This is a genomic window from Pedobacter indicus, assembly GCF_003449035.1.
GTDB classification, from domain to species: domain Bacteria; phylum Bacteroidota; class Bacteroidia; order Sphingobacteriales; family Sphingobacteriaceae; genus Albibacterium; species Albibacterium indicum.
The window spans coordinates 1,196,006-1,221,149 of sequence record NZ_QRGB01000001.1; the positions used below are offsets into that span (position 1 = coordinate 1,196,006).

General features: G+C 40.3%; 21 protein-coding genes and 4 tRNA genes. 9 read left to right on the forward strand and 16 right to left on the reverse strand.

Going from position 1 to position 25,144, the window contains the following annotated elements; translation table 11 throughout:
- Positions 1 to 38 precede the first annotated feature (38 nt).
- The 3 genes from D3P12_RS05430 to D3P12_RS05440 form a co-directional block, all read right to left on the reverse strand.
- On the reverse strand, positions 39 to 1,100 hold the full coding sequence (locus D3P12_RS05430) for an efflux RND transporter periplasmic adaptor subunit (RefSeq protein ID WP_118194044.1): 1,062 nt from the start codon (positions 1,098 to 1,100) through the stop codon (positions 39 to 41).
- Positions 1,100 to 2,458: a TolC family protein gene (locus D3P12_RS05435; RefSeq protein ID WP_118194045.1), complete on the reverse strand. Its 1,359-nt coding sequence runs from the start codon at positions 2,456 to 2,458 to the stop codon at positions 1,100 to 1,102. Before D3P12_RS05435 ends, D3P12_RS05430 begins: the two co-directional genes overlap by 1 nt.
- 185 nt (positions 2,459 to 2,643) lie before the next feature.
- Complete coding sequence (locus tag D3P12_RS05440; protein ID WP_245977396.1) at positions 2,644 to 3,000, reverse strand: RagB/SusD family nutrient uptake outer membrane protein; 357 nt, start codon at positions 2,998 to 3,000, stop codon at positions 2,644 to 2,646.
- Positions 3,001 to 3,271: 271 nt separating this feature from the next.
- On the opposite strand from D3P12_RS05440, the gene murB reads away from it, so the two are divergent.
- On the forward strand, positions 3,272 to 4,291 hold the full coding sequence (gene murB / locus D3P12_RS05445; RefSeq protein WP_118194046.1) for a UDP-N-acetylmuramate dehydrogenase: 1,020 nt from the start codon (positions 3,272 to 3,274) through the stop codon (positions 4,289 to 4,291).
- 159 nt (positions 4,292 to 4,450) lie between these two features.
- Positions 4,451 to 4,993 (forward strand): RNA polymerase sigma factor, encoded by a 543-nt coding sequence (locus tag D3P12_RS05450; RefSeq protein ID WP_118194047.1) that lies wholly within the window; start codon positions 4,451 to 4,453, stop codon positions 4,991 to 4,993.
- A gap of 237 nt (positions 4,994 to 5,230) precedes the next feature.
- Here the strand turns inward: D3P12_RS05450 and D3P12_RS05455 are convergent, their stop codons facing one another.
- From D3P12_RS05455 to D3P12_RS05510, 12 genes are all read right to left on the reverse strand, one after another.
- Positions 5,231 to 6,151 carry a PfkB family carbohydrate kinase gene (locus tag D3P12_RS05455; RefSeq protein WP_118194048.1) on the reverse strand — a complete coding sequence of 307 codons (921 nt, stop codon included), beginning with the start codon at positions 6,149 to 6,151 and terminating at the stop codon, positions 5,231 to 5,233.
- Between the two features lie 1,010 nt (positions 6,152 to 7,161).
- On the reverse strand, positions 7,162 to 7,374 hold the full coding sequence (locus tag D3P12_RS05460; protein ID WP_118194049.1) for a hypothetical protein: 213 nt from the start codon (positions 7,372 to 7,374) through the stop codon (positions 7,162 to 7,164).
- 63 nt (positions 7,375 to 7,437) lie between these two features.
- Positions 7,438 to 8,082 carry an HdeD family acid-resistance protein gene (locus tag D3P12_RS05465; RefSeq protein ID WP_099371733.1) on the reverse strand — a complete coding sequence of 215 codons (645 nt, stop codon included), beginning with the start codon at positions 8,080 to 8,082 and terminating at the stop codon, positions 7,438 to 7,440.
- 64 nt (positions 8,083 to 8,146) lie between these two features.
- A complete protein-coding gene (locus D3P12_RS05470; protein ID WP_118194050.1) occupies positions 8,147 to 9,001 on the reverse strand; it encodes a universal stress protein in 855 nt (284 codons plus the stop codon).
- A gap of 20 nt (positions 9,002 to 9,021) precedes the next feature.
- Positions 9,022 to 10,563 (reverse strand): MFS transporter, encoded by a 1,542-nt coding sequence (locus D3P12_RS05475; protein WP_099371735.1) that lies wholly within the window; start codon positions 10,561 to 10,563, stop codon positions 9,022 to 9,024.
- Positions 10,564 to 10,622: 59 nt separating this feature from the next.
- On the reverse strand, positions 10,623 to 11,780 hold the full coding sequence (locus D3P12_RS05480) for an HlyD family secretion protein (RefSeq protein ID WP_099371736.1): 1,158 nt from the start codon (positions 11,778 to 11,780) through the stop codon (positions 10,623 to 10,625).
- A gap of 78 nt (positions 11,781 to 11,858) precedes the next feature.
- Complete coding sequence (locus tag D3P12_RS05485) at positions 11,859 to 13,166, reverse strand: TolC family protein (protein ID WP_214649548.1); 1,308 nt, start codon at positions 13,164 to 13,166, stop codon at positions 11,859 to 11,861.
- 52 nt (positions 13,167 to 13,218) lie between these two features.
- The gene (locus D3P12_RS05490; RefSeq protein WP_099371737.1) at positions 13,219 to 13,671 is read right to left on the reverse strand and encodes a MarR family winged helix-turn-helix transcriptional regulator; all 453 of its coding nucleotides are present in this window, start codon (positions 13,669 to 13,671) and stop codon (positions 13,219 to 13,221) included.
- A gap of 234 nt (positions 13,672 to 13,905) precedes the next feature.
- Positions 13,906 to 15,186, reverse strand: a complete 1,281-nt coding sequence (locus D3P12_RS05495; RefSeq protein WP_165438719.1) for a phage integrase SAM-like domain-containing protein — start codon at positions 15,184 to 15,186, stop codon at positions 13,906 to 13,908.
- Between the two features lie 187 nt (positions 15,187 to 15,373).
- Positions 15,374 to 15,447, reverse strand: a tRNA-Asn gene (locus D3P12_RS05500).
- Between the two features lie 80 nt (positions 15,448 to 15,527).
- Positions 15,528 to 15,601, reverse strand: a tRNA-Asn gene (locus D3P12_RS05505).
- Between the two features lie 80 nt (positions 15,602 to 15,681).
- Positions 15,682 to 15,755 (reverse strand) — tRNA-Asn (locus D3P12_RS05510).
- A gap of 435 nt (positions 15,756 to 16,190) precedes the next feature.
- Between D3P12_RS05510 and D3P12_RS05520 the strand changes: the two genes are divergently transcribed.
- The gene (locus D3P12_RS05520) at positions 16,191 to 17,147 is read left to right on the forward strand and encodes an acetyl-CoA carboxylase carboxyltransferase subunit alpha (protein WP_118194052.1); all 957 of its coding nucleotides are present in this window, start codon (positions 16,191 to 16,193) and stop codon (positions 17,145 to 17,147) included.
- An 86-nt stretch (positions 17,148 to 17,233) separates the two neighbouring features.
- Here the strand turns inward: D3P12_RS05520 and D3P12_RS05525 are convergent, their stop codons facing one another.
- Entirely contained in the window at positions 17,234 to 20,257 is a 3,024-nt protein-coding gene (locus D3P12_RS05525; RefSeq protein ID WP_118194053.1) for a protein O-mannosyl-transferase family, read from the reverse strand.
- A 180-nt stretch (positions 20,258 to 20,437) separates the two neighbouring features.
- Between D3P12_RS05525 and D3P12_RS05530 the strand changes: the two genes are divergently transcribed.
- From D3P12_RS05530 to D3P12_RS05555, 6 genes are all read left to right on the forward strand, one after another.
- Positions 20,438 to 20,508 (forward strand) — tRNA-Gln (locus tag D3P12_RS05530).
- Positions 20,509 to 20,573: 65 nt separating this feature from the next.
- The gene (locus tag D3P12_RS05535; protein WP_118194054.1) at positions 20,574 to 21,518 is read left to right on the forward strand and encodes a ribose-phosphate pyrophosphokinase; all 945 of its coding nucleotides are present in this window, start codon (positions 20,574 to 20,576) and stop codon (positions 21,516 to 21,518) included.
- Positions 21,519 to 21,541: 23 nt separating this feature from the next.
- Positions 21,542 to 22,126, forward strand: a complete 585-nt coding sequence (locus D3P12_RS05540; protein ID WP_118194055.1) for a 50S ribosomal protein L25/general stress protein Ctc — start codon at positions 21,542 to 21,544, stop codon at positions 22,124 to 22,126.
- 108 nt (positions 22,127 to 22,234) lie between these two features.
- On the forward strand, positions 22,235 to 22,795 hold the full coding sequence (pth, locus tag D3P12_RS05545; RefSeq protein WP_118194056.1) for an aminoacyl-tRNA hydrolase: 561 nt from the start codon (positions 22,235 to 22,237) through the stop codon (positions 22,793 to 22,795).
- Between the two features lie 12 nt (positions 22,796 to 22,807).
- Positions 22,808 to 23,155, forward strand: a complete 348-nt coding sequence (locus D3P12_RS05550) for an ArsC family reductase (protein ID WP_118194057.1) — start codon at positions 22,808 to 22,810, stop codon at positions 23,153 to 23,155.
- A gap of 19 nt (positions 23,156 to 23,174) precedes the next feature.
- Positions 23,175 to 25,112, forward strand: a complete 1,938-nt coding sequence (locus tag D3P12_RS05555; protein WP_118194058.1) for a M1 family metallopeptidase — start codon at positions 23,175 to 23,177, stop codon at positions 25,110 to 25,112.
- Positions 25,113 to 25,144 lie beyond the last annotated feature (32 nt).

Here is a 25,144-nt window from a genome sequence, read left to right on the forward strand (position 1 = left end):
ATTATACGTTTATCTTGAAAATCAAGTTTTTCAAATGTTTATGACTGCGGACTAACTTTTGTTCCGTTCACGAGGTTAATTTGTCCACTTGTAATAACGGTTTCACCTTCCTTTAATCCACTTACAATTTCTACCTGCTCACCCATGATACGTCCGGCAACAACGTCTTTAAGCTGCGCAGTAGTATCTTGTCCGAGAACATAGATTTGGTTGCTGCTTACTCCACCGACAAAGGACGAGCGCGGAATAGTTATCTGTGGCGCTTGATCCGGAAAATCAAAACTGGCTGTAGCATACATGCCCGCACGCACTGTATTAGCTTCTGGGTTAACTAGCTCTACTTTAACAGGGTAATTAAGTGCTGCATCAGCCTTTGGTGCGATGAAAGTCACCACCCCTGAAAATTCCTTGTCCGGAAAAGTCGTTGTTGTAATCTTTACTTGATCACCCGTTTTGATATTGGCAACTTGCGCTTCATTAACTGTAACGTTGAGTTCTAACGCGGAAATGTCAACAATGTTAAAGAGTAGTGTAGTAGGCGTTACGTAGGCCCCTTGTTCGACATTCCGCCTGTTAACCACTCCCGATATGGGTGATTTAATGTACGTATCCTGAACTCTTCTTTTCGCCTGTTGAACCATTGTTTCCGTGTTTCGGAGGTTCAGAGCCACTTCATCCAGTTGTGCACGCGTTACACCGCCTGTTTCATACGAGCTTTGGTAGCGCTCCATGTCTGTTTTTGCTTTTTGATATGCAGCCTCCGCTTGTTGTAAGTCTAGGTTTGCATATTCAGGGTCAATTTTAATCAAGGTTTGCCCTTTTCGAACCTGGTCACCTTCATCAACCAGCAGTTGGGTTACACGACCGTTCGTTTCGGCTAGCAAGTCTAAATCCTGCTTAGCCGCAAAATTACCGTTCACAGAGAAATCAAGTTGCAAGCTCTGCTTCTCTGCAACCGCTGTCTTTACAACGATCGCCCCACTCTCGTCGGCAACAATCGCGGTCCGAGCTTCGTTTTCTTTTTTATTATTGATAAGTATCCATGCAATTAATCCAACCACAACTGCGATAATACCTATGGTTAATATTCCTCTTTTCATTACTCGTTTATTAAAGATTTGATGTTTCCTTGAGATTTTATTAATTCTATTTCAGCAATTTTATAATTTAGCAGCGCCTGGTTATAGCTGTTTTGCGCCGTCACCAATTCTGTTTCTGCCGTCAAAAGATCGGTTAAGCTGGCTAGACCATTGTTATAGTTGTTTTTTGTGCTATGATAAACTTCCTCTGCTAAAATCTTGTTCTGATTCTGGGTTTCTATGGTGATTAGACTGTTGTTGATTTGAATCTTTGCATTTTCATAAGCCATTTGCAGCCCATTGGAAGATTCTTTTATGTCTTCCTGAAGTTTTTGTATATCTAAAGATGCCTGCTTCAACCTCGAACTTCTTGCACCGCCGTCAAAAATCGGGATTCTCAATGTCAGTGTTAACGCTGACATATCATAATTCAATGCATGTTTTGTATAGAGATTGAAGTCATTGCTTTGTGTATTATACATATAGTTAGCTCCCAGTGAGAGGCTTGGGTAAAATTCAGCTTCAATCGCTTTTTTCTGAAAACCTAAAAGTTCTTCCTGTTCCTTTAATACCAAAAATGAACTAAGCTTATTAAGGTCAAAGTTGTTTTCAGCAATCAGGTTAGCGGTTGTCGCTTCCAGTTCTTCAAGGCTTGTCTCCGGGATAACAATACTTTGGGTAACCGGCATACCCATATAATATTTCAAAAGGTTTTCTTGTTGGGCTACAGCATTCAGCAGCTCCTCTTTTTGTGCCTTTAGGTTACTGCTGTTCACTTTCACGCGGTCCAGATCAATTTTTCTGGCCAGGCCAACTTCATACTGGCTTGATACTGTCTTTTCCAACGTATTATTGCGTTCGATATTGGCATCGATGACCGCCAGTTGTTCCCGAGTAATAATTACCTGATAATAATTCGAAGCCACCTGCTGCAAAAGGTTTTCTTCAGCAACCTTAGCCGCCATCAGGTAAAAATCTTTTGAGCTTTTTGCGGCCTTTAACCCTGTAAATACCTGTTGGTTAAATAGCTGTTGGTTTAGTTGAACCTGCGCCAATGAGCTCCAAGTCGTTCCTGCTTTTACAGCGATAAATTCACCCGGCTCGCCACCCATGAATTCAGCTGGGAGGATAAACTGCTGGGCTAATATATTATTCGTCAACGTAGCGGTACCATCAATTTGAGGCAAGGCTCCTGCGCGAACCTCTTTTATTTGATAATCACCTTTTAAGATATCTAACTTCGCTTTCCTGACCGCTTCGCTGTTGTTTAAAGCATAGTTAAGAGCATCCTGCAAGCTTAGTGTTTCTTGTGCCTGACTAGCGCTTGTGAAAGAAAGTATAAAAATTGCGAAAAAAATAAATTGCTTTCCAAAAGTCATATATAAATTACTTATTTCTTGTACCTATAAACGGTGTCACAACACAATTAATGAGCAGTTCATTTTTCAATTAAACTGCCGAATACAAGAAGGTCTTCCATTCTCGGGTATTAAGACGAGAACGGGGAGTAATTTGTTACATTTTTTTTGACTTTTATTCGCTTTTTTCCGTTTCTTCTATTTGTTCAAGTGGTGGAACATTGCTTTCGTATCCTGAATACCCTTTGTTTTGATTGATATGCCCTTCTACATTTGCTCGAATAGCATCTTGGGGCATCGGCCATAGCACATGGTAAGGACTGATCGTATATACGAACAGCGTTGATGTCTTGGGCAGCTGCTGCTAGATTTCCATTCCAATAATGAGCTTCGGCTCGTAATAAATAAGTTTCTGCCAGTCTGAATACATACCAATCTGTATGCCCACCTTGCGGTGGTGTGTTTTCTAGGTCGGGTATGTTGAGTTTGTATTGAGGCCAGCCGAATGGTATCTGAAACAATAAGCTGACCTTTGTCATTGTACATTTGGAGTGGCTTCCCATAATAAGGGTTTTTGCCCTTCAAGGCAGGAGCATTATAAACCAAATCTTCCATATTAATCCAGTTTCCTTCAGCATGTCGCAAATCATTCTCATCGTCCCAAATACCCCATTAGAAGACTAGGCCTCTCAAGCGTCGGAACATGAAAATCATACTTTAGGTGTTTAGCTTGAATTAAAGGTAGAAGCTTAATATTAGATTACAACCGATTGCAATGTTAATTTTTCCAGATAGACAGATATCTTTTTATCTTTGGTTTCTTACTTTTCAAACATGGAAAACACCTGGCAGACGGATAAGTCCCTTGTAAAATTAAATACCTTCGGCGTAGATGCTAAAGCAAAATATTATATCAAAATAGAGGATGAAGAGGCATTGAAAAGTTTAGTAGCTTTACCAAGCTTTGGATCTCAGGCCACACTGATCCTCGGAGGTGGCAGCAACATACTCTTTACGCAAGATTTTCAGGGTCTGGTTATCCACATGTGTATCGGAGGGATAGAGGTCTTTGAAAAAGGAGATGAAATATACGTTACCGCCGGGGGAGGGGTTGTATGGAACGATTTGGTACAATACTGTGTTGACCACGGCTATGCTGGAATAGAGAACCTAAGTTTAATTCCGGGCACAGTGGGTGCAGCACCCGTTCAAAATATCGGTGCCTATGGTGTAGAACTAATGGACGTATTTGCTAATTGCCGGGCCTTCGATATCCAGGAAAAATCGATGAAAGTTTTTGATCATGATGCCTGTCAATTTTCTTATCGCGATAGTTTTTTTAAAAACGAAGGGAAGGGTCGGTATGTCATTACTCAGGTAACGCTTCGGTTGAATAAAAAACCAGATTTGAATCTAAGTTATGGGGCTATCCAGAGCGAATTGGATCGGAGAGGCATCAGTGAGCCTTCGCTGCGAGATGTTGCTGATGTTGTCTCGGAAATCCGGGTGAGTAAACTTCCCGATCCGAGAACTATCGGTAATTCAGGTAGTTTCTTTAAAAACCCGATCATTTCGGTCGAGGAATTCCGGACAATAGAGTCCAGTTTTCCAGACATCGTATATTACCCAGTACAATCTAATAGGATCAAATTGGCGGCAGGCTGGCTGATCGAAAATTGTGGTTGGAAGGGGAAGCAGGTAGGCAATACCGGTACATGGAAAAATCAGGCTTTGGTTCTTGTTAATTATGGAAATGCTTCTGGATCAGAAGTTTATGAGTTTTCTGAAAAAATCATTGAAAGTGTGTATGCGAAGTTTGGAGTGCTTTTAGAACGAGAAGTGAACACGATTTAAAGTTAACTAATTCTTTATTTTATGTTAATTTAAGAAAAATTGGAACTTTAGCACGGTGTTTGCAAAGTTTAGGGAAAATGCATTTAAGTAATATGATTTTCTAAACCTGAGCAGCAGGGATCCAATACGGTAACCGAATGCTCCCTAAACCCTACGCAAATGACTAAGTACGAATTCAAATCAATGGTTTCAAGCCACGCCGAGTCGTTAAAAATGTATGCTTTTCATTTTACTCACGATGATGAAGATGCAAATGACTTAGTTCAGGACACAGTTTTAAAGGCAATCACGTACCACGATAAATTTAAAGAAGGTACGAACCTGAAAGGGTGGTTATACACCATCATGAAAAACACCTTTATCAACAACTATCGTAGACTTGTAAAAATCAGTAGCATGGTGACTAAATCAGACGAAATTTCGTCTTCCAATTTAGTCTATAGCTCAACGAATAACCGTGGTGAGAATCAATTCGTGATGGATGATATCAAAGCTGCATTAAACGAGTTATCTGAAGAATACTATGTTCCTTTTACGATGTATTTCGAAGGATATAAGTATCACGAGATTGCCGATCATTTGGATATTCCTATCGGCACAGTGAAAACCAGAATACACGTAGCTCGTAAATCACTGAAAAAATCACTCAAGCCGTATGCATATGGCATACAATCTTCCGTATTTCCTGGAGTTAACTTCTGATTTTTTCGGAAATAAAAGTTCCAAATATCTATAAAACATGTGGTAAACACAGAGAAAAACTTGGTTTACTCCCAGATGGATTTATAGTGCAATGATCCCGCATTACATCCGCATTTTAACTCAAAAAAGCGGATATAGTGCGGGAATATTTGTTTTTGAATCCACCCTGATGCAAAACAGTTCTTCAAGGTGGTTTAACCATTGTCAGTTTCGGTTGTTGTCGTTGGCTATTGTCGTTTACGCGTCCAGCGTAAATTGGCTAAGGGCAGTGAATTGCTTGATCCGGTCTGAAATTTCTTTTTGACTCAAATTTTCTAATTTCTCAGCACCAAATTTTTCGACACAAAAGGACGCGAGGGCCGAGCCGAAAATCACCGCATTCTTCATATTGTTAAAGTTGATGGTGCCGACCTTGGCGAGGTAGCCTATAAAGCCGCCGGCAAAGCTGTCTCCGGCACCGGTAGGATCGAATACTTCAGCGAGGGGCAAGGCCGGTGCAGAGAATATCTGGTCCTTATCAAAAAGCAGCGCCCCGTGTTCTCCTTTTTTAATAATCAGGTAACGTGGCCCCATTTCCAGTATTTTTCTTGCTGCCTTAACTAGTGAGTATTCACCAGAGAGTTGGCGTGCCTCTTCATCGTTGATGGTCAATACGTCGACATGTTTCAGTACTTTCAAAAGATCATCAAGCGCTATATTCATCCAGAAATTCATCGTATCGAGGACAACGAGTTTAGGTTTCTTTTCTAGTCGCTCCAGCGTTTTTAATTGGATTGCTGGAGTTAAGTTGCCTAGTAGTAAGTATTCACAATCCTGATAAGAAGGCGGTATAATGGGGTCAAAATTCTCCAAGACGTTCAGCTCAGTGGTCAGTGTATCACGACTGTTCATATCATTGTGATACTTACCAGACCAGAAGAAGGACTTTTTCCCTTCTTTGATTTGTAGTCCTTCTACATCGATCCCTTTCGAGGTAATTTTATTGATATTCTCGTCGCCGAAGTCATCACCGATAACGCTGACTATTTTAATCTGGTCATAAAGATAGGATGCAGCAATAGATGCAAAAGTAGCAGCGCCACCCACTATTTTATCTGTTTTACCAAAGGGTGTTTCGATGGCGTCAAAGGCTACCGTCCCGATTATAACTAAACTCATAATGATAGATTAAAAAAATGAATATAAACAAAAAAGCCGGCTATTGGCCGGCTTTACGCTCCTGAAGCTGGGCTCGAACCAGCGACCCTCTGATTAACAGTTATAGGGCCTATCCTTTATAAAGGAGTCAAAAATATGCCTTTCCGACTTACAGAAGCAATATATGAAGATTTTTTGGAACTGTAAAATTTTGGGCTGTTACATATTTGTAGCATTTTCTTGTTTTGTATCAATAAAGAAAAAGGGAGTTGCGACCTTTTTCCTACCACTGAACTACCAATCCCCATCGGGGTGTGGTTGTTCAATGGCAAGTGAGGTTTTTGTGGGCAGCACGAGGTACGAGGGTTGTACGTACAAAAACACAACTTGCAGATTGCGAAACAACAGAGAGGGGTTATACGGAAATATGCCTTAACGACACAAAAAACAGGCATTCTATTTTGAAGCATCTGAACACCCAGACATCTATATCTCCATACACCTAGATATCTACACATCTAGATATACGCATATTTATACACCTATATGCCTAGGCATCTATGCACCCAGATACCTCCCAAAAAATAGATAAAGGCAAGTGGGTAGATTTATTTCTATAATGCTGTGTTCAGCTATCAAAGAACGGTCTGGTTTAATCAAAATTACAACCATAAGATTAGCAACTAATCTTAAATTCAAGATAATAAAAAAATCGAAATAAAAAACTATTTAGCTAAATAATAAATCTAACCATCCTAAAGGGTATTTTCCGTGTTGCATTTATATATTTATATTAAGCACATAAATTATTTCTCCTTGCTTTTCTAATGACCTAGGTACCTGATTCGATCAGTAAATTACTGGATGCGCTCCTTAGTTTTTAGCTATTTTATAATAGCTAATATTTATACTGTGTTTGATTTTTTTACCCTACCTTTACTTATGATCTTATAAAGGTGGTTTCACAAATTATTATTGTATTTTTAGCATACGGAAACAATCACCCAAACGTTCTATTTCATTTAAATACTTTAAAAAGGCAGCAATTCACACCCGAAACCAAGATTGAATAAAAGAGAAGCAATCTCATCTTCCTTATAATTATCCCCTTCGATTATCAGCATATTATCAACATCTTCGAGGTCAAATTCGATATTGATTTTAGGATACATACATTCTAAATGATTGATAACAAGTCTCGATTCTTGATTATTAGTCACGTTGGTCTTAAATACTGATACCATAATATTATTTTAAAATATAAGTCTGTATATTAATCTATTTGTTGTCCTCTATTAACGAAAAAATTAATTTTTATCGCCATTAATTACTTCGTAATACTCCTCTTTCAAATCTTCGATTTTGTCTTTTAGCTCTTTTCTTAATTTGCCGGGAAGTGTTTTCAGTTTTTTCAATTGGAAAGCCAATACAATAGCAGATATTCCAGCAAAAATAAACGATAAAGCTGTTAATACGACCAATGACATTCCTGTAAAAATCGGATTAGCGATTAGTAGAAACGAGAATATTATCCCCAATACGCTCAAAATTGCCAGATTACCCCATTTGATGACACCGTAATTTTTCAGTTCAAAGGCAAATCCTAATCCTTGGAAAGAACGGAACAGCAAACTAAATCCTACGAAAAACGGCAGTGTAGTTGCAGCAACTTCGGGTTTTGCAACTAAAACAAGACCAATCAGTAAACCAAAAATTCCACTCGTCAGGTACCAGCCCCAACCTTCGAGTTCGTCTTTGTTCTGAACAGAAAACACGATTTCTAAAATCCCAGAAAACAAGAAAGTCAAACTGAAAAATATAGTCAGTGTTAAATAAGTCGCTGCTGGAACTGTGAATAAATAGCCTCCAAGGAGAATGAATAACGCACCAATGATTGCCGGAATATACCAGTGTTTTACGGTGTTGCGAATGGTTTTGAGAAATGTTGCCATAATAATCTATTTTGAATTAAAAATTTTGTTAAAAATAACTATAAAATTTGGTACTAAATCGAAATCAGTTACTGTTATAAATCAGTAAAGCGGTGTTTGAATATTGTAGCAAACGCTTGCTGTAATTGGCTCTGAACAGCCATTGCATAAAACTCTTGTGCCGATGAATCACACACAACACATCAGTTGGGTTGCTGTTCATAAAATCGTTTAATCCGTCGATTACATCGGGATTTATGACGATTTCCAACGAAAATTCAGGGTTACTGATATTCGATTTCCATTGTTCTATCTTCGTCTCGACTTTCTCTATTTCCTGTTCACTTCCTGCCACATACACACATTTTAGCTGATTTCCTCCAAAAGTCTGCAAACTTTCGTTCAAACGATTTACGATTTTATATTCGTCGTCGTTCAGCATTACAGCGAGGGTAAAATTCCGTACTTCGGAAAAAGCTATATCCGCTGGAATGGCAAGCAAAGGGATTTCCAAATGATTCATCAATTTTTCGGTATTAGAACCAAACAGTTTTTTATCGACCGTATTCGCTCCGGAAGTCCCCATCACGACGACATCAATACCCAATTCATCAATATAATCATCTACAACCTCTTGAAAATAGCCTTTCTCAAAATGAAATTCTACAGGAATTCCCAGTTTGTTATTGTCCTCTGCAATCTTTTCCAATTTCTCAGCCTCGACTTTGAAATCAGACCGTTCGTCGGATTCCAGTTGTTCGTTATAGAAGGCAGCAAAAGGATGTATGCGACTCTGTTCCTCTTCATCTTTCGTCTCTATAATGTGTGTAACGTGAAGAATGTGAACTTCTGCCTTTATTTTCTCCGCAGCGGACAATGCATAGATAAAAGCATTTTCGGCTACTTTAGAAAAATCCGTTAAAAACAATATTTTTTTCATTTTATTAGTTTTCAAAATTTCTAAAACCTATATCCTTTAATGGAGTCTCCTCTAATCTTTTTACGTAATAACACCACTCGTTTGTAATGGAAACTACCGTAAGAATGTGTTGCTATGAAAATCAATATCGGCACAACCAACCAAGTCAATGTTCCCAATACGATTTTTCCTGAAGCCATTAACGCGTTCAGACTAATGTTTTGGTAAATTGCCATACCGTTCGGAATAGCTCCTGCATCGAGATACATCGAAATATCGTTCAAGCTTTGCCATTGTGATTGATAACTTGCCCACCCGATAATGGCACCACCAAGAGCTGTAGCCAGAAAAGACCTAACGACAATCAATACAGCAATCATTCCCATCATCTCATTCATTCCCAGGTTGAGCGAGGCATAAAACCATATCCCAATAAACAGAATACCCATTCCCAGACCTTTTAATATGGACGCATATTCAAGGTAACGTATGTCCATTTGAGGTTGAATAATCAGATAAAGACAAAGCGTATGCAGTGCAAAAAATACAAATCCTAAAGCAATGTAATACTTGAGATACCATTTATTTTTGAAGCCGTAAAACGCCAGTATTCCTGCGATGACGATACCAGGTATCATCCAAAGATTGGTGTGTGCATTAACTAGATTGTTGTATCCCAAGACACCAATCGCATACTGTGTATAAACCGAGGAACTTGCCAGATATAAGCCCAAAAACAGCAACAATATTAACGAATGACTGACATTTCTCTTTTTGAAAACCGAAAAATCAAGCATCTTCCGCTTGAGGGAATTTTGTCTGTATATTAAGGCAATAAATAGTCCCACGCCAATCATCAGCGAACCAACAATATTGGGTGAATGAAACCAGTTTTGCTGTTTCATAAACACAAAGAAATAATTCAGCGACATCATCGAAGCTGCGAATACAACCAGTGAAAACCAGTCAATTTGATACAGTGGCATCTTAAAACCAAAACGTTGATTGTGCTGAAAAATAAGTGATAGTGCTGCAATCACCAACATTATTGCGGACATAAACAAATACGGTGTCTGCCAACTGCCGTCGAATACCATCTGAGCAAAATAATACGCCGAAAGTTGTGCAAACCCAATAGACAACGGATAGAATATCGCATAGAATTTCCCTCGGTCACCTGTTGGAGAAAGAATGAACATCACTGGCAAAACCATTTCAATCAACGGAAACATCTTGAAAAAGCCTATAAGTAAGCTACATACTATCAACACAACAGGGCTGTCCGTTGTTCCGCACATATAGGATAATATGGCGAGGATAATTGCTGAACCGGCAATGATTTCTTTGGTACGGAAACGCATCTTGATGCGCATCAGTATCATAATGGCACAGCCCATCCCGATGGCTCCAGCGTTATTAGCCATCGAGATATATTCTGTATAAGTTGCTAAAGCTCCCGAAATATCCGTGATGTTGCTCGTATATACGCCCGAAACGGTCATCACTGGGAATAATATTCCCAAAATCAATAACAACATCACAGGTTTAGGAACCCAACTTGCAAAAGGTGCTTTATTGTACATAAATTTTGTTTTTCCTCACCCCAACCCTCTCCAAAGGAGAGGGAGGAGTGATGAGTTAACTATTTCAATGTTACTTCCACGTTCATACCGGTGCGAAGTTGCTTGATTTCTTCGGGTTTATTGTTTTCAGTAAATTCGATACGAACAGGAATACGTTGCTGTACTTTCACGAAATTACCCGTTGAATTATCTACCGGAACAGCTGCATATCTTGCTCCAGTAGCTCCCGAAACTGCGGTAATTTTTCCTTCAAAGGCTTTTCCGCCCAAGGCATCTACTTTGATAGTAGCCAAACCGCCGATTTCTACATTACCCATTTGTTTTTCACGGTAATTTGCCGTAATCCAAATGTTTTCTGTATCTACAATCGTAGCGACCTGTTGACTTGGATTCAACAATTGTCCGACATTAACAGTTCTCCTACCCATTATTCCGTCGTGTGGAGCGGTAATCACGGTGTACGAAAGATTTAGCTTTGCCATTTCCAACGCATTTTCGGCACGTTTGATTTCGGCATCGTTCATACTTAATCTTGCCTGCACTTCGTTTACCGACAATTCGCTCGTCGTTTTGGAGTTAATCACAGATTGATATTGTGAAATCTGAGCTTCCAGTTGTGCTTTTTGTGCCTCGAAATCCGATTTTATCTGGTCGAATTGTTGGCGAGTTACAGCTTCGTCTTCCAATAAGTTTTGGTAACGGTTGAAGTTTTGCTCGGCATTCCACAACCGTGCTTTGGTCGCTTCGATATTTGCTTTAGCTGCTTCCACATTTGCACCGACCGTATTGACATTGTTGGCTGCTGTCTTGACCGAAGTTGACGTCGCATTTTTAGATGCTACAGCCGCCATATAAGCTGCCTCTGCTTGTCCTAATTGTGTGATGATTTCACGGTCATCCAAAATCATTAAGGTATCGCCTTTTTTCACGTATTGATGTTCTACAAAATGAATTTCTTTGATATACGCTGAAACCCGTGTGTTAATCGGGTTGATGAACGACTCTACCTGTGCAGCATTGGTATATTTATCATTCCCAACATTGAAATAAGTTTTTACTACAAAATAAAGCCCACCCAAAACCAAAATAAGTATAAAAATATTGAGGATTTTGGTCTTTTTCTGCTTAGACTTTTGCTTGTTTTCCTTTCTCGTTTCCGCAGATTGTTGAACATCTTGCGGTGTGTTTTCTTGGTTGTTATTTGTATTTTCTGACATTTTAGTATTTATTTAAATCCCCAAATGGGAAATATTATCCTTGTTATTTTATCTTAATTCCTTACTCTTTGTTTCTTTTTACAAATTCCCGCTTTCTTTCAACAATTTGTAGTATGCATATACAATACTGATTTCCGAATTGGCAAACTGCAATTCCGCATCTAATTTCTGATTACTTGCATCAATCAAATCCAGCAAAATCGCTAACTGATTGTTGTATTTACTGTTCATAATCCTGTAATTTTCATCTGCCAAATTTTTGTTTGTACCCAATGTGTTGTTTTGCGTCAATGCCTCGTTGTATTTGACATAAGCGGCATTCACAGCAACATCAATCATTTGTTCAGTTTCAATTGCCTGAGCAACAGCTTTGTCTTTTTCAAAACGTGCCTGCTTCATTTTCTTCGGTGCTTTGTATAGGGCATCGATGTTGAAATTCAGCGAAAGTCCGGCACTCCAACCGTGGTTGTACATATCTAACACAGGCGAAGATGTCGTAATCGGGCGAGCCAATTGATTCCCTGCAAATGCCGAAAGTGAAGGCATCATATCTGCACGTGCAATTTTTTCGGAAGTTTCGTAAATATCCACCGCCTTTTTGGTCATCAATACCGTTGGATGATTCTGAGCAAACGTTCTGTAATCGTCCATCAACAATGCTTTTGGAACGTCGTTCAGCAAGGTTTCGTCAGGCACAATTTGTGTACTTTCTGGCAATCCCAACGCCGTGGTAAGCTGTTTATTGAGTATTTGACGGTTATTTTCTACTACTTGCAATGCCAAGTTGAGGTTAGACAATTGCAATTCGCCACGGATAACATCATTCCGAGTGACCATTCCTTCGTTAAAAAACTTATTGATGTTGTCGATACGTTGCTCTGCCAACTGGATATTCTGTTGATAGACATCTTTTTGATTGAGCAACTTGTACAAATCCAAGTAATAACCCAAGACCAAAAGTTTGATATTCTGCTCGTTCGATTGATAATTGAGCTCCATCAATTCCTCTTGCAAAGTTTGCGCTTTGATACCATTTTTGACCAAACCACCTTTCCAAATCAATTGGCTTGCCTCCACGGAAAACGTATTCCCGAAGTGCGGCATATCTACTCGTGTAGAGTTGGAAAAATCTTTGTCGATGATATGTGCATCGCCCAAATAATATGCTTGCAATCCGGCACTGAATGAAGGAAGTTGTGCGTTTTTAGCAACTTCAACACCTTGCCTTGCAATATCAATATCTGCTTTTGACACTGCCAGATTTGGGTGGTTTTCTTTAGCAAGCTCAAACAATTCATCCACAGAAATCTTGCGTTCCTGTCCGTACATTGTGCTTATCGACAATATACCTGCTATCAGCATCGGACCTAATTTTCTAATCTTCATTAATTTTATATTAAACTGTTTCAATTCAAACTATTTATTCAAAAAAATAGACTTAGTCATTAATTCTATTACGCATCTTATTGAGTATATCAACTGTATTACTCATTTCTTCAGCAGAAATATCCACTTGAAAAGATTGATATACTTCATCGAGAATCGGAATTAATTTTTCTTGATAGCTTCTACCTTGTTCGGTCAATACAATCAAATTATTACGTCTATCGGTCGGGTCAGGTTTTCTTTCAACCAAACCACGATTTGTCAAATTATCAATCAACGAAGTAAGACTTGCCTTATTTCGGTTTGTCTTATCAACGATTTCCTGTTGATTGACATTGTCTTTATTCCACAGAACATACAGTACCTCAAGCATTTCCATAGTAACATCGAGTTTGTATTCCTTCACTTTCTGTGAAAAATGTAAATACAAAGCTTTCCGGATATCCCGCATAACTTCCATCAATTCTGCTATTTTAGCTATTTCTGTAGCTTCTTTAATTTTCATTGTGCAAATGTAAAACAAATAATTTGAATTCAAACTATTTTCTAAAAAAAAGTTTTATATCGAACTGTTTTCTATCAGTCGTAGTAATTGTAAACTTGATTTAGTGAACAGAAGACAAAGATTAGAAAACGATTATTTGGGATAAACTCTATCTGCAAAATAATCCTATTTTAACACATTTATCATTGACCTCTAGTATTTTTAGTTCCTTAATCGTAACGTTTTACACAATTTTTACAACAAAAAAAGGATTCCCATCAGCTTTGCTTCAGCTTTTCTTAGCCGTGCAATGACTTTCCCTTGCACATCATCCACAATCTTCCAATCCTTGGCGATATAAATATCAGTTGTACGGTTGCCCTCATCAACGTGGTTCAGTGCAAGGGCTACATCATCTTTGGACATACGGCAATCATTCCTTGCGGTATTGGCAAAGGTGTGCCTTGCCCAATAGAATGTTACGCCCGCCAGCCCCGTCATACGGCATACCTGCTCCATTCCTTTGCTCAAAGCTTTGTTCAGGCATCCGATAGTGGAATAACGTGCTGCCAGCTTGCCGATATACTTTTCCAATAAGGGTTTCGCTTCATCCGTGATTTTGATACTGATAAAGGCATTGTCCTTTCTCCGTTCCGTAGTTTTTGAACGGTTGTATTCAAGCCGTCCGTTTCTGATGTTCTGTTGGCCTATCTGATAAAAATCTACAGCATTTGTACCACAGAGATAAAACGAAAGCATATACAGTTCTTTGGCAAGTTCTGCACGGCTACCGGATTTTGTAACACAATTCTTGATAGCCACAACTTCTGCAAGGGTGTTGTGCTTCTCTTTCGTCCGTGGCGGTGGCGAACCGACCTTGTATTTTTTGAACGGATAATGCTTGATGCGGAATATACCAATATCCTCTTCGTTGTAACGGTTTCTTGCACCGTTGAACAAGGTGCGGAGGTCTCGCATATAGTTATGTACCGCCGAACTGCTCACACCTTTTACCGTTGTCGTGACAGGATTGCCAAATTGATTTATTCGGGTCATGGTACGTTCGGATTTCAAGTAGCGTTCATACGACAGGAGCATCGTGTAATGAATTTGATTTATAGAAAAGGAGTCCGTCTTGAAGTAGTCCACGAGACTGTTACGCACAACATTGAAATTTTCTGCGCTCTTGATTCTTCCAACCTCTTTTAGTCCCTTGATATGCTCGTCACAGAATTTAACGAAATCAACATCTTCGTCCATATCCCTTAGAAAATCCCGCAGGGTTTCCGCAGAGAAATGGTCGAGCTTTGTCTCCAGATCGCTGATCGTTTTTCGGCAGTCCCGCAACTGTCGCTCGACGACATCCGCAACAAACGGATCTTTGATCTTGAAATCTTTGGTCAGTTGCTTTCTGACCACGTAATGGGTCGTGTCAATGTACTTTCTTTTACCTTTGTGATAGACACAGATTTTCACATTGTAAGTGCCATCAGCTTTCTTGTGATGTTCATAAATTTTTGCGCTTACGGTTGCCATAATTTTTTCCTTAAGCACGCCAGAATTTCTGTTACATATTTGTAACAAAATGACGTGAAGTTCAACAAAAAACTATGTAAATCACACCGAACCGGAGAACCCGATCGGCCAAGCGAAGATGTCTCTAATCCTCGTTTAAAAAGCAAAAAAGCTGTTTTTCTTATCGAAAAACAGCTTTTTTTGTTTGCTCCTGAAGCTGGGCTCGAACCAGCGACCCTCTGATTAACAGTCAGATGCTCTAACCAGCTGAGCTATTCAGGAATTTCTTTATACTGGTTATTCGTTATGTCAAATCGTACGCAGTGGTCTTTTTATAACACGTTGTACGGGTAAAAATTTTGCTCCTGAAGCTGGGCTCGAACCAGCGACCCTCTGATTAACAGTCAGATGCTCTAACCAGCTGAGCTATTCAGGAATTTCTTTATACTGGTTATTCGTTATGTCAAATCGTACGCAGTGGTCTTTTTATAACACGTTGTACGGGTAAAAATTTTGCTCCTGAAGCTGGGCTCGAACCAGCGACCCTCTGATTAACAGTCAGATGCTCTAACCAGCTGAGCTATTCAGGAGTGTTTTTTATCTGGTTAAGGCGGTTATCCGCATTAATTCCTCTTTTTAAAGGACTGCAATATTCGGAATTTTGTTCTGAATAAGCAAAAAAATTGTAATATTTTTTGTGATGCATATAGCGATGCGTATAAATGATATAAAAGCTGGGGTGCCTGAAGTATGTAACCGCGAGGAGCGTACTTAGGTAAACGGAAATCTTTTGAGAGTTGTTTTCATTGAGACTTGTATAGGACTTGTTATGGGTGTCTCCTTGGTGGTACCCCAATGCTCCCGATGTGGACTCGGTCAAACGGCTATTCCACCGAGTAGATTTGGGTTCAACCGGCATAGCTTTAAGGAAAATAGCAATACAAGCTATTGACAGCGTTTGTTAGGAATTCATAAAAAATACCTAATTTAGCAGCCCTGTTTGTAAATAGGTTAAATACGAAAAAATGAAAACATCGTTCGATTTTGAGAAACCCATAGATGATTTACTTGGTCAGCTTGATAAGGTAAAACAAGTTGCTGAGAAGACAAAGGTTGACATGTCAGCTACCATCAGTGAGCTTGAAGCTGAATTGCAAAGGACGCGTGAGCATATTTATGGCAATCTTACGGGTTGGCAAAAGGTGCAAATGTCAAGGCACCCAGATCGGCCGCAGACCTTGGATTATATCTCGATGATGTGTGATAACTTTTTGGAACTTCACGGCGATCGGACGGTGAAAGATGATAAGGCGATTGTTGGCGGGTGGGCAAATATTGATGATCAGTCGGTTATGGTTATCGGTCACCAAAAAGGCAAAAACACAAAAGAACGTCAGTTTCGCAATTTTGGTATGGCTAACCCTGAAGGATATCGGAAGGCTTTGCGCCTGATGAAAATGGCGGAAAAATTCAATAAGCCGATTGTTACCTTGATTGACACCATGGGTGCGTATCCTGGTCTGGAAGCAGAGGAGCGGGGGCAAGGCGAGGCAATAGCCAGGAATTTGTTGGAAATGTCCGTTCTGAAGGTTCCGATTATCTGCATAATCATTGGTGAGGGTGCATCTGGCGGTGCCTTGGGTATCGGTATTGGCGATCGTGTTTATATGTTAGAACATACCTGGTATTCTGTAATTTCACCAGAATCGTGCTCTTCTATTTTATGGAGGAGTTGGGATTATAAAGAGCGCGCTGCTGAATCTCTAAAATTGACGTCAGAGAATATGCTGGCTAATGGTTTGATTGATGGGATTATCCCTGAACCGTTTGGTGGTGCTCATCAAGACCCTGCATTGATAGGGCAGACAGTTAAACAGCAAATATTGACCGACCTGGAGTTGCTAATAGCTAAGAATACGGATGAAATGGTGGCAGAACGTATTGATAAGTTCTGCAAGATGGGTGTCGTGGTGGAGCAGTAGGATAAACGATAGGTACATTCCTCTATAAACATGAACAGCATCGAGATTCTCGATGCTGTTCATGTTTATAGAGGTTTAAATAAATTTTAATTCAGCCCCGACATCTGATAGCGTGTCTCAAAACTTTTGAAGAGTTCTTTGAGGCGTGTGTTTTCTTCGGTTTGCTTGTATTCTGCTGTAAGCTGATCCAAGGCGTGAAGTACATACATGCCTAATTGCATGTTATTCATCTCCAGGTTGGGTTTGGTTTCAGCAATGGTGAAGAAATAATTGAGGTTATCTTCAATGTAGTCCGTTGTATTGGTCACGATCCGATTTGCATTTTCGATGTCGCCTACCATGTAAAGACTTTCGGCCATGGATTGCTTCTGAATCGTCTCGCGCATCGCATAGATCTTGTCAGGAACTACTTCCAGGCTACGTGCCATTACTTTCTTTGCTTTATCCATTTGGCCTTCTTTTACAAGCTCATTGCTCAACGTGTTGAAGTTGTTCATAATCAGATTCAACATTCCATAGGATTCCGGATCAAGATATTTCGCATTCTTTAGATTACCCCATACAAACTTGTCCACTGTGTTGGTGTACATAGCTTCCGTATTAATCTTTTCTACCATTTGATCAGGACTCTGAGTTGTGTCTGGGGTTAAAGGCATCAAACGATAGGTAAAACCTTCAGATACAAGATAGTTGTCAAGACCCAGGTAATTGTCACTTGGTACCGTCCGCGCGAAATAAATAGGTCTTTCCCAATTGTTGTGGACAAGTATATCCATAATAGCCAACTCAGTACGGCTGACATAGTTTCTAGGGTAAGTCCACACCAACGAATCTGCAATTTGGTTTTGCCAGGTGCTGGGAACAACATTATTTTTTATTACATCATCGGAATTTACCGTTAATTTGAAATTTTTGGTAGGCAGGAAGTTTTCACGACTGCCATCTTGCATTGGCTGTTTATCCTGTGGGTTATCGGATAGTAAGATGTTGAGTATATTTTGTAGCTCAATATGACCTTGGATACCGTAATCGGTATAGCGGATAATATCTCGTACACCTTGAACGAATTGCTCGTTCTTCATGCTGATTGGTAGTGCATCGGCCTCGTTAACCTTTTCTTTCATTTGTCTTAAGTACCAGTCGGCACTCAATAGACTCAGGTTTACAACGCGTATATCTGGTCGGATGTTCTCCACTTCCTGAGCATACCATAATGGGTAAGTATCATTGTCTCCATAGGTGAACAGGATGGCATTTGGTGCACAGCTCTCTAGGTAGTTAATAGCTAAATCACGTGCGGTAGTTTTCCCAGACCGGTTATGATCATCCCAGTTTTGGGAGGCCATGAGTACTGGTGCGGCCAGTAAACCGATTACAGTAGCAGCAATAGCAGCATTTTTTGGATTGGCTTTCTTCTTGATAAAATCGCTAATTGCCAAAACTCCAAACCCGATCCAGATAGCAAAGGCGTAGAATGATCCCGCGAAGGCGTAATCACGTTCTCTTGGCTGCATCGGGTTTTGGTTGAGATACAGTACAATAGCTATACCTGTGAAAAAGAAGAGCAGACCTACGATCCCTGCATCTTTTTGATTGTATTTAAAATGCCAGAAAGCGCCAAGCAAGCCCAGGATCAATGGTAAAAAGAAATAGGTATTTCTTGATGGATTATTTTTCTGTGAATCAGGGAGAGCGTTCTGTCCACCCAATCGCATCTGATCAATAAATGAGATACCACTGATCCAATTTCCGTCTGTAAAATTGCCATGGCCCTGCTGGTCGTTTTGTCTACCAGCAAAATTCCACATAAAATACCGGGCGTACATATGTCCGATCTGGTAAGAAAACAAGAAGCTAAGGTTATCTCCAAAGCTGGGTTGTTCACCTTCGCCAAGGTTTAACCAGTTACGATAGACCTGTGCATGTTCGGAACTATAAATCCGCGGCAAAAAGGTTTCACGGTCATATTTGTATTTGGGTTTATTGCCTACTTTAATGTAATTGTCTTCGCCTTTTCTGTAAATAGCGGAACCTTCGACATATTCAATGGGTTGTGAATCGAAGTACGGACCTTTGAATAGCGGATCATCACCATATTGTTCACGATTTAAATAACCTAAAATGGAAAATGTGTCGTCTGGGTCGCTGTTGTTTAAGGTTGGGTCAGCATTGGCACGAACGACTACCATAGCGAAAGAGCTGTAACCGATCAGGATAAAAGAAACACACAGCAACATAATATTCAGCATTGGTTTGTGGTGTTTTATCGAATAGATAATACCGTACGTCAGTCCCCCGATCACCAAAACGGCAAAAAGAATGATGCCTGACCCGAATCCAAGTCCAAGTGAGTTGACAAAGAAAAGGTCGATATAGGCAGCTGCTTTAATTGAGTATTGGATGATGCCCCATAAAATAAGGGCTAGGATAACGCAGCCTAATAGCAGCGCCTTGATGGTGCCACTGTTGGTTGGTTTCGTCGACTTCCGGAAATAAACAACAAGTGCAAGTGCAGGAATAGTCAGTAAGTTCAATAAATGGACACCGATTGACAGGCCCATTACATAGGCTATTAAGATCAGCCATCTTTCTGAATAAGGCTCATCTGCATGGTAGTCCCATTTGAGTATCGCCCAGAATACAACTGCGGTACACAGAGACGCCATGGCGTATACTTCAGACTCAACCGCTGAGAACCAAAATGTATCGGAAAAGGTATAGGCCAATGCGCCAACCAGTCCCGCACCCATGATCTGGATCAGTTGTGTTTGGGTTAGTTCAGCATCCCGGGGTGCGATGACTTTACGGGCGAGTGCTGTAATTGTCCAAAAAAGAAATAAGATCGTTAGACCGCTGGAAACCGCCGAGCCTACGTTCATCCAATAGGCGATGAGCGCCGGATTTCCCATAGCAAAGTTAGAAAAGAGGTTTTGGAGCATGAGGAAAAGCGGGGCTCCGGGTTGGTGAACAATCTGCATTTTATAGGCTGCAGCGATAAATTCACCACAATCCCAAAAACTTGCTGTTGGTTCTAACGTTAATATGTAAGTTGTTGTCGCTATTAAGAAACTTAACCAACCCAACAGGTTGTTCACTTTGCTATAAGTCATCATATATGTCTCAAATAAAAATCGAAAATAAGTATTTGAATTGAATTACCTATATTTTCTTTAAATATCGAGCGGATTTAGAGCTGTTTGGAGAAAAAAAATAAAATATGTTTGCAACATATAAAATATCGCTCTATATTTGCAGTCCGATAACGGAGATGCCTTAAATAAGAGGTATTTTGCCCGATAGTATAAAGGTAGTACATCTGATTTTGGTTCAGATTGTCTAGGTTCGAATCCTGGTCGGGCAACTGAAATAAGAACTCGGGTTGTTGCTAACAGCCCGAGTTTGTTTTTTTAAAATGAGTATAGCGCCATGCCTTTACAATTTAACACAGTAAAACTTTTTTCCGGGTCAAGTAATGTTGAACTGGCTGAAAAGATTGCTGAGTCCTACGGGAAAAAGCTAGGAGAAAAAACCCTCTCGCGCTTCAGCGATGGTGAAATGCAGCCCTTTTATAATGAATCTGTTCGCGGTAGCGATGTTTTTGTTATTCAGTCGACGAATACGCCGGCAGATAATATTATGGAGCTCTTGCTGATGATTGATGCGGCAAAGCGTGCTTCAGCGCATTATATTACTGCGGTGGTTCCTTATTTCGGTTACGCTCGCCAAGATCGGAAAGACAAACCAAGGGTAGCTATCGGCGCAAAGATGATCGCTAATCTAATAACTGCAGCAGGTGCACACCGTATTATGACGATGGATTTGCATGCGGCGCAGATTCAGGGTTTTTTTGATATCCCGGTTGACCATTTGGATGCTTCTGTAATTTTTGTTCCTCATATAAAGGCGTTGAACCTACCGAACTTGACGATTGCATCGCCGGATATGGGTGGGTCACACAGAGCACGTACGTTTGCAAAGTATTTTAATGCGGAGGTGGTGATTTGTGACAAACAAAGGAAGCGTGCCAATGAGATCGAATCGATGTCAATTATCGGGGATGTAACTGGACAAGACATTGTATTGATCGACGATATTTGTGACACGGCCGGTACCTTATCTAAAGCTGCGTCATTGATTATGGAGAAAGGGGCAAATAGTGTTCGCGCGGTGTGTACACATCCGGTTTTATCAGGCAATGCTTATGAAACGATCGAAAAATCTGCTTTGACAGAGTTGATCGTAACGGATACCATCCAGTTGAAACACGAGAGTGAAAAGATTAAAGTATTATCGACTGCAGAATTGTTTGCCGAGGCAATAAAAAATGTAAATGAGCACGGGTCGATCAGTAATCTTTTTAATATTCAGTAGTAAATTAATAAATAATAATAAATATGAAATCAATTGCTATTAGCGGTTCCCTAAGAGGGAACGTAGGGAAAAGAGACGCTAAGGAATTGCGTTATGAAGGCAAAGTGCCTGCAGTTCTTTACGGTGGGAAGGAACAGTACCACTTTGCAGTGTCCGCAGCTGATTTGAAATCGTTGGTGTATACACCCGATGTTCATTTCGTAGATTTAGACTTGGATGGTAAAAAGTTCCAAGCTATTGTTCAGGAAATACAGTTTCACCCATTGAACGATCAAATTCGTCATATCGATTTCTTAGAATTAAATGATAAGAAAGAAGTGACTATGCTTATTCCGGTTAAGTTGACCGGAACATCGCCAGGTGTACGTGCTGGTGGTAAATTAATACAGAAGCTTCGTACGCTTCGTGTTAAATCATTGCCGGCTAATATGCCTCAAGTTATTGAAGTTAGCTTAAATAGCTTAGAAGTTGGTAAGTCTGTGCGCGTTAGAGAAGTGAAACTTGATGATGCGAAAGTATTGAACAACAGTGACGATACCATTGTATCGGTAGTGATGTCTCGTGCGCTTCGTCAGGCAGAGCAAGAAGCAAAAGCTGCAGCGAAGTAATATTTTTGCAATAAACTTTAAAAAAGAGGGTAGTGATCCACAATCACTGCCCTTTTTTTATGTGCTTTATTATTATTTGTTATTTTTGAATCTAATTAAACCCAGTAGATGAAATACCTAATTGTTGGTCTTGGTAATATTGGCCAGGAATATGCAGATACGCGACATAATATTGGTTTTATGATTGCCGATGAGCTGGTGAAGAAGGCAGGTGCTTCCTATTCAACGTTGAAATATGCGTATTACTCAGAATTTAAATTTAGAAGCAGGGTTGTCCACGTTATTAAACCGACGACATACATGAACCTGAGCGGTAAGGCTGTAAACTACTGGATGAAGGAATTGAAAATTCCGATGGAAAATGTTCTGGTGATTGTCGATGATATTGCAATTCCGTTTGGTAAGGTACGTTTGAAACCGAAAGGCAGTAGCGCGGGGCATAACGGATTGAAGAATATAGAAGCGTTATGCGGGGGGCAGAACTACCCCCGGCTGCGTTTTGGAGTAGGGGACAATTTTCCACGAGGGCGTCAGGTAGATTATGTACTGAGTGGGTTTGACGAAGAGGAGTTGCCGGAACTGCCGTCGCTTATTGAACATGCCGTAGAGATGACACAAAGTTTTGTATCTGTCGGTCTGGAACTGACAATGACTCGCTTTAATAAATAATTAAACAAGGATATGTTAAAAGTTTATGGTATAAAAAACTGCAATACGGTTAAAAAGGCTCTCGATTGGCTAGAGGAAAATGGAAAGGAATATGAATTTCATGATTATAAAAAGTCTGGGATTGCAGGAGATAAAATTACTGAGTGGCAAGATGAAGTGGGATGGGAGCCGTTAATAAATAAAAGAGGGACAACTTGGCGTAAACTGGACAAAGAGGTACAGGAAGGGGTCAACGGACCTGAAACTGCAAGTCAATTAATGCAGAATCATACCTCCCTGATTAAGAGACCAATCATCGAAGGGAAGGGGCCTATTATTTTAGGGTTCGATAACGAAGAATACACAGATAAATTATTATAAACTAAGCAATCTTGAGAATATGAGATTATCAAACACTTTACCATTGAAGGCTTTGGTGGGTATGCTATGTCTTTCGGGCGTGGCTTTCGCTCAAACAGAAAGCAATTATGACTATGTGGAGGCATTTAGACCAGGCTTTTATCAGACAAACGGGAACGAATACCGTTCGGCGTCGGGTAAACCGGGACCAAAGTATTGGCAAAATGCCGCTGACTATAAGCTGAGAGCTACATTGAATGACGAAAATAGAACAGTTACTGCTTCAGTAACAATAGATTATACAAATAACAGTCCGGAAGCGCTTGATTTTTTGTGGATCCAGCTGGATCAGAATATGTTCAAAGAAGATGCGATTGGAAATAAGATAATCCCGCTAACAGATAGCCGCTACGGTGCGAAAGGGGAAGAGTTTGACGGAGGTTACAATATAAAGTCTGTGAGGTTGGGCAGTAGTGATGTTGAATATACCATCAGCGATACGCGAATGCAGGTTGACCTTCCTGAAGCTTTAAAGGAGAACGGAGGGAAAGCGCAATTGACAATAGACTACAGCTATGTTGTTCCAAAGTACGGATCTGACCGTACGGGTATCTTGGAGACTAAGAATGGTGATATCTATTCGATAGCGCAGTGGTACCCTCGGATGGCGGTATTTGACGATGTGCTTGGCTGGAATACAGATCCTTATTTAGGACCTGGAGAGTTTTATTTGAACTATGGTAATATCGATGTGGAAATTACGGCACCTAGTAATCATTTTGTTGTTTTGGGCGGTGAGCTACTAAACCCGGATGAGGTATTAACAGCAGAACAATTAAAGAGATGGAACAAGGCACAAAGCAGTGATGAAACCGTTATTATTCGTTCTCAGGAAGAAGTGCGTCAGGGTGCAAGTCAATCGAAATCAAAGACGCTTACATGGAAGTACCGGTTAGAGAATACAAGGGATGTTGCGTGGGCGTCATCCGCTGCGTTTATCATCGATGGGGCTAAAATTAATCTCAAAGACGGGAAGACTTCTTTTGCATTATCTGCTTATCCAGAAGAAAGTAATGGGGGTAATGCATGGGAGCGGTCGACTGAATATGTTAAGGCATCTGTAGAACATTATTCTGAAAAATGGTTCAACTATCCTTATCCGGTTGCGGTCAATGTAGCTTCAAATGTGGGAGGTATGGAATATCCGGCGATTGTATTCTGTGGATATAAGGCGAAAGGAGCAAGCTTATGGGGGGTTACCGATCATGAGTTTGGTCATATTTGGTTTCCGATGATTGTGGGCAGTAACGAGCGCCTTCATGCATGGATGGATGAAGGTTTTAACACCTTTCTAAACGGAATTTCTACTGAAGAATTTAATAACGGCGAATATTATCGCGGCAAACAAGATGCAAATAAGATGGCGGCTTTGTTAACAAATCCTGCGCTTGAACCTGTTATGACTGCGCCGAGTGTTATGAACGAGCGTCACATGGGGATTCTGGCATACTATAAGCCTGGGTTTGGAATGAAGTTACTTCGGGATGTGATTTTAGGACCGGAGCGATTCGATAAAGCTTTGCGTGCTTATATCAATGAGTGGGCGTATAAACACCCAACACCAGATGATTTCTTTAGAACAATGGAGAATGTGTCGGGTCAAAAGTTATCTTGGTTCTGGAGGGGCTGGTTTGAAAATAATTGGCAATTTGATCAGGCGGTAACCAATGTAGCACAGAAGTCTGAGGGTGCCGTAATTAGCATTATTAATTTGGAAAAGCTGCCGATGCCGGTAATAGCTGATGTGACGACTGCGAGTGGCAAGACGACTCGCGTAACACTACCGGTTGAGGTCTGGGAGAGAAATATTACATGGGATTTTCTATTTGAAACGTCTGAAGATGTTGTGAAGGTAGAACTCGATCCGGACAAAGTATTACCGGACTCAAATCCGAGTAATAATACCTGGAAGAAATAATAAAACGAAAAGCCTGCTAATCTGTTAATACG

Bases quoted from the DNA above. Each gene is read 5' to 3' on its own strand.
- D3P12_RS05430 (WP_118194044.1), bottom strand. From the start codon at position 1,100: ATGAAAAGAGGAATATTAACCATAGGTATTATCGCAGTTGTGGTTGGA.
- D3P12_RS05435 (WP_118194045.1), bottom strand. From the start codon at position 2,458: ATGACTTTTGGAAAGCAATTTATTTTTTTCGCAATTTTTATACTTTCT.
- D3P12_RS05440 (WP_245977396.1), bottom strand. From the start codon at position 3,000: ATGGGAAGCCACTCCAAATGTACAATGACAAAGGTCAGCTTATTGTTT.
- murB (WP_118194046.1), top strand. From the start codon at position 3,272: ATGGAAAACACCTGGCAGACGGATAAGTCCCTTGTAAAATTAAATACC.
- D3P12_RS05450 (WP_118194047.1), top strand. From the start codon at position 4,451: ATGACTAAGTACGAATTCAAATCAATGGTTTCAAGCCACGCCGAGTCG.
- D3P12_RS05455 (WP_118194048.1), bottom strand. From the start codon at position 6,151: ATGAGTTTAGTTATAATCGGGACGGTAGCCTTTGACGCCATCGAAACA.
- D3P12_RS05460 (WP_118194049.1), bottom strand. From the start codon at position 7,374: ATGGTATCAGTATTTAAGACCAACGTGACTAATAATCAAGAATCGAGA.
- D3P12_RS05465 (WP_099371733.1), bottom strand. From the start codon at position 8,082: ATGGCAACATTTCTCAAAACCATTCGCAACACCGTAAAACACTGGTAT.
- D3P12_RS05470 (WP_118194050.1), bottom strand. From the start codon at position 9,001: ATGAAAAAAATATTGTTTTTAACGGATTTTTCTAAAGTAGCCGAAAAT.
- D3P12_RS05475 (WP_099371735.1), bottom strand. From the start codon at position 10,563: ATGTACAATAAAGCACCTTTTGCAAGTTGGGTTCCTAAACCTGTGATG.
- D3P12_RS05480 (WP_099371736.1), bottom strand. From the start codon at position 11,780: ATGTCAGAAAATACAAATAACAACCAAGAAAACACACCGCAAGATGTT.
- D3P12_RS05485 (WP_214649548.1), bottom strand. From the start codon at position 13,166: ATGAAGATTAGAAAATTAGGTCCGATGCTGATAGCAGGTATATTGTCG.
- D3P12_RS05490 (WP_099371737.1), bottom strand. From the start codon at position 13,671: ATGAAAATTAAAGAAGCTACAGAAATAGCTAAAATAGCAGAATTGATG.
- D3P12_RS05495 (WP_165438719.1), bottom strand. From the start codon at position 15,186: ATGGCAACCGTAAGCGCAAAAATTTATGAACATCACAAGAAAGCTGAT.
- D3P12_RS05520 (WP_118194052.1), top strand. From the start codon at position 16,191: ATGAAAACATCGTTCGATTTTGAGAAACCCATAGATGATTTACTTGGT.
- D3P12_RS05525 (WP_118194053.1), bottom strand. From the start codon at position 20,257: ATGACTTATAGCAAAGTGAACAACCTGTTGGGTTGGTTAAGTTTCTTA.
- D3P12_RS05535 (WP_118194054.1), top strand. From the start codon at position 20,574: ATGCCTTTACAATTTAACACAGTAAAACTTTTTTCCGGGTCAAGTAAT.
- D3P12_RS05540 (WP_118194055.1), top strand. From the start codon at position 21,542: ATGAAATCAATTGCTATTAGCGGTTCCCTAAGAGGGAACGTAGGGAAA.
- pth (WP_118194056.1), top strand. From the start codon at position 22,235: ATGAAATACCTAATTGTTGGTCTTGGTAATATTGGCCAGGAATATGCA.
- D3P12_RS05550 (WP_118194057.1), top strand. From the start codon at position 22,808: ATGTTAAAAGTTTATGGTATAAAAAACTGCAATACGGTTAAAAAGGCT.
- D3P12_RS05555 (WP_118194058.1), top strand. From the start codon at position 23,175: ATGAGATTATCAAACACTTTACCATTGAAGGCTTTGGTGGGTATGCTA.